The following is a 6,536-nucleotide window of genomic DNA, read 5'->3' on the forward strand; positions in this document are numbered from 1 at the left end:
CCCCCTGACCGTCCCCGTCTGATGGGTACACCCATCCGATGGTGGGTTGGCCAACCGGATTCTGATGGGCTAACCCACCATCTGGCTGGTATACCCATCAGACGCGGTTAGAGGCGGATGGCGTAGATGGTGGGAGGGCGGCCGGTTCGGCCGTGTTGCTGGGTGGCGATGGGGTCGGCCAGGCCGGCGCGTTCTAGGCGCTTGAGGACTCGGCGGGCGGTTCGGAGTTGGACTGCTAGGTGGTCGGCTACGTCTTGGGTGGTGAGGCCGTCGGGGTTCTTGGCGGTTAGTTCGCGCATGCGGGCGAGGGTTGCCGGGTTGAGGCCTACGCGGCGGGCCAGCAGGGGGAGGCTTTCGGCGCCGCGGGGGATGGCGGGCTGGTCGCCGGAGGGTTCGATGACGATCTCGACGTCGTCGGACATCGAGACGACGCCGGCGACGGTGCCGATCGAGCCGGCGCGGCCGACGGCGCGGCGGGCCAGGGCTTCGGCTTCCGCAGCAGTACGGCCGATGCCGAAACCGACGTACGCCGTACTGTGCCGAGCGGCGAGGTGGTCGAGGAGTGGCATCCGGGTGAACTGTTCGGTCGCCTGCTCGAGCAGTCCGCGGGTGGTGACGACCAGGTACCGGCCGTCGGGAAGGAGGGCGAGGCTGCCGCCGAGGGTGATGAGGTCGCCGGCCAGGGCGTCATCGGGCTCGGGGAGGTCGACGATGCCGAGTGCGACCTGGGCGTCGCCGACGTGCTGGCCGCTGGTGGTGAGGACGAGCGCCTGCAGGGTGGAGCGGATCGAGTAGCGCGACGGGACCAGGCGGACCGAGGGCATCTCGTTCTCGAGCAGGTGGAAGGCCGAACCGAGACAGCTGATCGCGATCTTCGTGTCGTGCTTGGCGCGGGCGCTGCGGTGGAAGGTGACGATGTCGTCCGAGGTCAGACCGGGCCGATACGGGAGCACCTGGATCTGATCAGTCGGCAGTTTGGCCTCGATCAGCGTCTCCAGGACTTCACTGCGCCGGAGCGTGTCGATCGAGAACTGGGTGACGTTGTGCCCGAGCCGCAGCAGCTCGACCAAGGCGCGCAGAAGCGTGGCGCCGTCGTACGAGACGTACATCGCGGGGCGGTCGACGACGCCGGCCTCAGTGGCGATCGTGTACGGGACGATGCCGGTGAAGAGCAGTGCGTCGACCTGCTCCTGGGACTGGACGACCAGCTCGATGGTCTCGGTCTCGTGCCGGTACGACAGCGGCTGGAGAGTCGCCCCACTCGGCGGCCCGGTCGCGATCACGCGCTGCACCACGTCCTCCGGACCGACAACGCCGACCACGACTGCCATCAGGACACCCCCATGCCACGCACTGTAATGCAGCCCGGGCCGAACTCTTGACGATCGAAGCAGAGTCTCCTAGTTTCGGTCAAGACCATAATTGCCCGCGAGGGCGCGTGGTCGGCTGCGGACGAGGTGTGGTGGAGCGATGGAGGGAGCGCGCCACCTCACTTGTCGGCCGACAGCTCCTCAAGCGTGCTGATCACCAGATCGCGCTCGCTGCTGGGCAGAGTCGGGCCATAGGCGTCGTACGCCGCTTCCTCCGGGATGAGGCCCTCCCAGACGGCAGCCCAGATCATCCGCTGCACATAGCCCTCGATCGGGGCGTAGAAGGTGGCCGCCGCGAACCGGTCCAGCCGCTCGGAAGCAGTCAGGAACGCAGAGTGATCGCCGGTCCGCCAAGCCCGCAGTACGGCGACCGACAGCTCGACCTGTGCTGACGCGATACCGACCAGGGCCGTATCTGCGCCCCACATGAACGACGGCCCGTACATCCGGTCCTCGCCCGTGATCAGCAGCTTGCCGGTGTCTCGCCCGGCCCAAATGGCGTCCTGTGTGCCGATAGCCCGATCCAGCGTCGCTGTCTTGACCCCGAGCATCGCGTCCAGGCTGAGCAGGTCCCGGATGAGCTCTGGCGGGTACGGATACCCACCTGCCTCGCCGTGCAGGTAGAAACCGACCAGCGGCAGCCCGCTCTCAGTGGCGACCCGCTCGTGCAGCTTGACGGCCTGCGCATGTCCGTCCGGCAGCTCAGCCAGCCCAGCGAGCGGATAGACCATCACTGCGTCCGCTCCGGCGTCCGCCGCCTGCAGTGACATTGCCACAGTCAGGTCTGCAGCCTCCTGCAGGCTGGCAGGGGACTCCGATCGCGGTACGCCGACTCCGGCCACAATCGGAGCCGCAGTGGCCTGCCGCCACGTTTCCAGCACTTTGGTCCGGTCTGCAGCACTCAGATACAGCCCGCGGCCGGTGTGGGCCCACACTGCGATCCCACCGACGTCCTGACCCGCAATAGCAGTCGCGTACGCCGCCAGGACGTCGTACTGGATCGCTCCGCTGCCGTCCATCGGTGTGAAGACCGCAGGGAGGACTGTGCCGCGGAGTTGCTCGACGAGGGGATGCATGGGACCTCTCAGACGTCGTGGCCGAGGCCAGGTCGGGTGGGTACGTCGATCCAGCCCTTGCAGTCGGCAAACACACTCGGAGCCAGCGGGTCCTCCTCAACCAGCAACGGCCCCACCAGGTCGGCCGCAACGGTTGCACCAGGTACGGCGGCGGCCAGGTGAACCGCAGCCAGGGTGGCGATGCCCAGCTCCGGCATCGAGCCTATCTTCACCGCAAGGCCCGCAGCCTCGGCCAGATTGGCGATCTGCAGCGCCCGGTGCAGTCCGCCGACCTTCAGGATCTTGATGTTCAGTACGTCGGCCGCCCCGCGCCGGACGATCTCCAGGGCGTCGTGCAGCGAGTGCATGCTCTCGTCAGCCATCACCCGCACGTCCAGCCGCTGTCGCAGCCGGACCATCCCCGCCAGGTCCCAGCGCGGTAGCGGCTGCTCCAGCAGGCTCAGACCGGCCTCCGTCATCTTGGCCAGGTACGGGAGTGACGTAGTGGCGTCGTACCCCTCGTTGGCGTCCAGACACAGCTCTGTCTCCGCTGGGACCGCAGCACGCACCGCACGGACCAGCTCGAGGTCCTTGGCGGGGTCATGGCCGCCCTTGACCTTCAGATGCTGGAAGCCGCGTGCGGAGTACTCAGCGGCCTCAGCGGCCATCTCGTCGAGTGTGCCGAGGCCGACTACCCAGGCGGTCTGCACCCGGCTCCGGATGCTGCCGCCGAGCAGCGCATGCACCGGCCAGCCGCACAGACGGCCGGCCAGGTCGTACAAGGCGATGTCGAGGCCGGACTTGGCCACGTGCTGACCGCGCAGGACGCCGTCCATCACGACATGTGCACCGGCTCGGTCGAGCGGGTCCCGCCCGATCAGCGCGGGCGCAAGGTGCTCCTCGATCGCGGCGGTGACACCGGCCAGGGTCTCCCCGGTGTACGCCGTCATGGGGGACGTCTCGCCGATCCCGACCGCGCCGTCGGCGGTGTGGATCTCGACCACCAGACTGATCAGATCCGTGCTGATTCCACTGCTGATCTGGAACGGCCGGCGGTACGGCGCGCTGACCACGCGGGTCCGGATCGCGCTGATCGGCGCCGATCCGGTGCCGGCCGGGAGGCCGACCGGATGCGATAGAACAGTCAAGGTCGGCTCCTTAGGGACACCATCAGGCGGTTAGGGGTCGCAATCCGAAGCAAAAGGACTTACGGTCAAGACCGTAAATACCCCGAGTGCTCTCTGTCAACGGAAGGTGGCACCCTGATGCGGCTGGGTCTGTATCTCAACCTGTACGGCACCGACGGCGAACGGCCGCAACTGGCCGATGCGGTCGAGCAGGCGCGGCTGGCCGAGCAGGCCGGGTTCGAGTGGGTGGTGCTCGGGGAGCGGCATCTGCACCGACCCGGATACCACGAGATCCTCACCTCGATGACCTGGCTGGCCGCCCACACCTCGACGATCGGGATCGCCACGGCCGGGATCGTCGCACCGTTGTACCAACCCGTCGTACTGGCTGAGACGCTAGCGCATCTGGACGTTCTGTCCGGTGGCCGGGTGACGGCCGGGTTCGTGCTCGGGTACCGCCCGGAGGAGTTCGCCCTGTACGGCGTGACGCAGCGCGAGCGGGTTGCGCGGTTCGAGGAGTGCCTCGAGATCGTCACCCGGTTGTGGACCTCGGAGTCGGTGACCTACGAGGGCCGCTTCACCAGTTTGCAGGACGCTTACCTGTCGCCGCGTCCGGTGCAATCGCCGCGACCCCGGCTGTGGAACGGAGGCCGAGTGTCCGCCGTACTGGAGCGGACTGCCCGGACGTGTGACGGCTGGACGACGTCGTTCAACGAACTGGATGCCGATCTCCCGGGAAAGATCGCGGAGTATCTCGGGTATCCGCGGGGTTCAGGCACGCTCGGGGCGGAGGTCATCTTGTGCCGGGAGGGGTTCGCTGCTCCGACTTCACAGGATGCGCGGAAGGCGCTCGAGGAGCCGCTGCGCGACTTGTACGACGCCTATACCGGCTGGAAGCGAACCTCGGCTGACGCCAGTCGCTACACCCAGGGCTGGGACGACATCGTCGACCGCAGTGTCATCGGCTCGTCCGCCGAATGCGCCGAACGGATCGCCCACTACGAGGAGATGGGTGCGGACGGCATCATCCTCCGCGTCCAGCCACCCGGCATGTCCCAGACCGACGCGCTGCGCGCCATCGAAGCCTTCGGCGAGCTGAACGCCTGAACCCTGGCCGCTTGGTGTCAACGTCTCCGTCGTGGCGACATCGGCTCGGAACGGCCGGCGACGGCGCGGCCGTCATGCTGCAGGCGGACCTCGACGTCGACTCGATGAGCAGTCAGTACATGTTCATCATCGACACCTCGCTGCAGCTGCACCAGTTCTACTACTGGAGCCGCTGAACCGGTGGCCGAGGGCCGCGGTAGGGCTGGGTTTGGGAGTAGACGAGGTTGGTCGTCGTACTGCCGAGGTCGGTCAGCAGGTTGACCAGCTCCTCCAGGTGCGGCATCGAGGTGGCGCCGACTTTGAGGGTGTAGCAGTCGTCGCCGGTGGTCCGCAGACACTCGAGGAACTCGCCGCGTTCGGCGAGGAGGCGCTTGAGTGGCTCGTGCTTGTTGCCGGGATACTTCAGCCGTACGACGGCAAGCACGGGGTAGCCGACCTTCGCCAGGTCCACCTCGGCCCGGTAGCCGGTGATGACACCGAGCGACTCCAACCGCCGTACACGCTCGGTGGTTGCCGACGCGCTCAGGTTGACGCGGCGGCCCAGCTCGCTGAGCGACAGCCGGGCGTCGGCCTGCAGTTCGGTCAGGACTGCCCAGTCGATCGCATCGAGAGTCTCGGTCATGAGGGAAATGTACCGGGGAATCCACGGCTGGATGGCGATCTTGCCGGGAGAAATCTCTTCAAAGGTGGACTGTCGCCTGGATAGCCTGTCCGGGTGGAAATCGGCGTGAACGTCCCTAATTTCGGGCCCGGTACGAATCCGGCGCGGTTGCGTGAGTGGGCGCAGGTGGTTGAGGGGCTCGGGTACGACCTGTTGATGGTGTCGGACCATGTGGTGATCACGCCGGATGTCGCTGAGCAGTATCCGGCGCCGTTCTACGAACCGTTCACCACGTTGAGCTGGCTGGCCGGGATCACGTCGCGGGTGCGGCTCGGTACGACGGTCCTGATCGCGGGGTACCGGCATCCGCTGCTCGTGGCGCGGATGGCGGCCAACCTTGACCAGCTGAGTGGTGGGCGGCTGGTGCTCGGCGTCGGGGCGGGATGGGCGCAGCAGGAGTTCGAGGCGCTCGGTGCTGAGCACGCGCGGCGTGGGCGGGCGACTGACGAGCTGCTGACTTCGTTGCGTGCGGCCTGGGCAGACACCGCGGACTACGGAGTCGGCCGGATTCCCTTGTGGGTCGGCGGCCGCAGTACGGCGGCCATGCGGCGTACCGTGCTGTTGGGTGATGCCTGGCATCCGCTCCGGGAGCGGGTCGATTGGTTGCGCACGGCAACTGAGCAGCTGGCGGAGATCGCGGCGGCCGAGGGGCGGGCCGTACCGGCGTTCGCGCCGAGGATCCTGCTCCGGCTCACCGCTTCGCCGTCGCCCGAGGAGACGCGAGTGGCCGGTGAGGGTTCGATCGACCAGGTGCTCGCCGATTTCGACGTACTGCGTGAACTCGGCGCGACCAGCGTCGTACTCGATCCGTTCCAAGGCGACCCCGCCGAGACCGAACACCCCGAGGTTGCCTGGCAAGCCCTGGCTACCCTCCGACAGGAGCTGACATGACGTCGACCGACACCTACCTCCGCCGCGCGATCGCCCTGGCGGCCGCCGCCCGCGAGGCCGGCAACCCACCCTTCGGCTCCCTCCTCGTAGGCCCCGACGGCACCGTGATCGCCGAAGCCCAGAACACCACCATCACCGAATCCGACATCAGCCTCCACCCCGAACTGAAGCTAGCCGTCTGGGCCGCCCGCGAACTCTCCGCCGACGTAGCAGCCGCCACCACCATGTACACCAGCTGCCAACCCTGCGAAATGTGCACCGGCGCCCTGGCCCGCGCCGGCCTCGGCAACATCATCTACGCCCTCTCCGGCGACCAACTCAACAG

8 protein-coding genes are annotated in these 6,536 nt (G+C 67.6%); 4 read left to right on the forward strand and 4 right to left on the reverse strand.

The features are described from left to right. Positions 1 to 107 precede the first annotated feature (107 nt). The 3 genes from E1261_RS42235 to E1261_RS42245 form a co-directional block, all read right to left on the reverse strand. Complete coding sequence (locus E1261_RS42235; RefSeq protein WP_132415528.1) at positions 108 to 1,331, reverse strand: helix-turn-helix domain-containing protein; 1,224 nt, start codon at positions 1,329 to 1,331, stop codon at positions 108 to 110. Between the two features lie 158 nt (positions 1,332 to 1,489). Next, a complete protein-coding gene (locus E1261_RS42240) occupies positions 1,490 to 2,446 on the reverse strand; it encodes a dihydrodipicolinate synthase family protein (protein WP_132415530.1) in 957 nt (318 codons plus the stop codon). A gap of 8 nt (positions 2,447 to 2,454) precedes the next feature. Continuing rightward, positions 2,455 to 3,573 carry a mandelate racemase/muconate lactonizing enzyme family protein gene (locus tag E1261_RS42245; RefSeq protein ID WP_202875445.1) on the reverse strand — a complete coding sequence of 373 codons (1,119 nt, stop codon included), beginning with the start codon at positions 3,571 to 3,573 and terminating at the stop codon, positions 2,455 to 2,457. Positions 3,574 to 3,690: 117 nt separating this feature from the next. Here E1261_RS42245 and E1261_RS42250 point away from each other — a divergent pair, with 117 nt between their 5' ends. Both E1261_RS42250 and E1261_RS45680 read left to right on the forward strand, forming a co-directional pair. Then, positions 3,691 to 4,659 (forward strand): LLM class flavin-dependent oxidoreductase, encoded by a 969-nt coding sequence (locus E1261_RS42250; protein WP_132415532.1) that lies wholly within the window; start codon positions 3,691 to 3,693, stop codon positions 4,657 to 4,659. A gap of 11 nt (positions 4,660 to 4,670) precedes the next feature. After that, a complete protein-coding gene (locus E1261_RS45680) occupies positions 4,671 to 4,835 on the forward strand; it encodes a hypothetical protein (protein WP_165952834.1) in 165 nt (54 codons plus the stop codon). On the opposite strand, the gene E1261_RS42255 is transcribed toward E1261_RS45680, so the two are convergent. Next, on the reverse strand, positions 4,820 to 5,281 hold the full coding sequence (locus E1261_RS42255) for an Lrp/AsnC family transcriptional regulator (protein ID WP_132415534.1): 462 nt from the start codon (positions 5,279 to 5,281) through the stop codon (positions 4,820 to 4,822). The genes E1261_RS45680 and E1261_RS42255 overlap by 16 nt on opposite strands. A gap of 93 nt (positions 5,282 to 5,374) precedes the next feature. Between E1261_RS42255 and E1261_RS42260 the strand changes: the two genes are divergently transcribed. Beyond that, positions 5,375 to 6,211 carry an LLM class flavin-dependent oxidoreductase gene (locus E1261_RS42260; RefSeq protein ID WP_132415536.1) on the forward strand — a complete coding sequence of 279 codons (837 nt, stop codon included), beginning with the start codon at positions 5,375 to 5,377 and terminating at the stop codon, positions 6,209 to 6,211. Further along, a partial coding sequence (locus E1261_RS42265; RefSeq protein WP_132415538.1) for a nucleoside deaminase occupies positions 6,208 to 6,536 on the forward strand: 329 nt, incomplete at its 3' end. The genes E1261_RS42260 and E1261_RS42265, both read left to right, overlap by 4 nt.

This window comes from Kribbella albertanoniae (genome assembly GCF_004348455.1).
GTDB lineage: Bacteria > Actinomycetota > Actinomycetes > Propionibacteriales > Kribbellaceae > Kribbella > Kribbella albertanoniae.

Excerpts from the sequence above, each read along its gene's own strand:
- E1261_RS42240 (WP_132415530.1), bottom strand. The coding sequence starts at position 2,446 with ATGCATCCCCTCGTCGAGCAACTCCGCGGCACAGTCCTCCCTGCGGTC.
- E1261_RS42235 (WP_132415528.1), bottom strand. The coding sequence starts at position 1,331 with ATGGCAGTCGTGGTCGGCGTTGTCGGTCCGGAGGACGTGGTGCAGCGC.
- E1261_RS42255 (WP_132415534.1), bottom strand. The coding sequence starts at position 5,281 with ATGACCGAGACTCTCGATGCGATCGACTGGGCAGTCCTGACCGAACTG.
- E1261_RS42250 (WP_132415532.1), top strand. The coding sequence starts at position 3,691 with ATGCGGCTGGGTCTGTATCTCAACCTGTACGGCACCGACGGCGAACGG.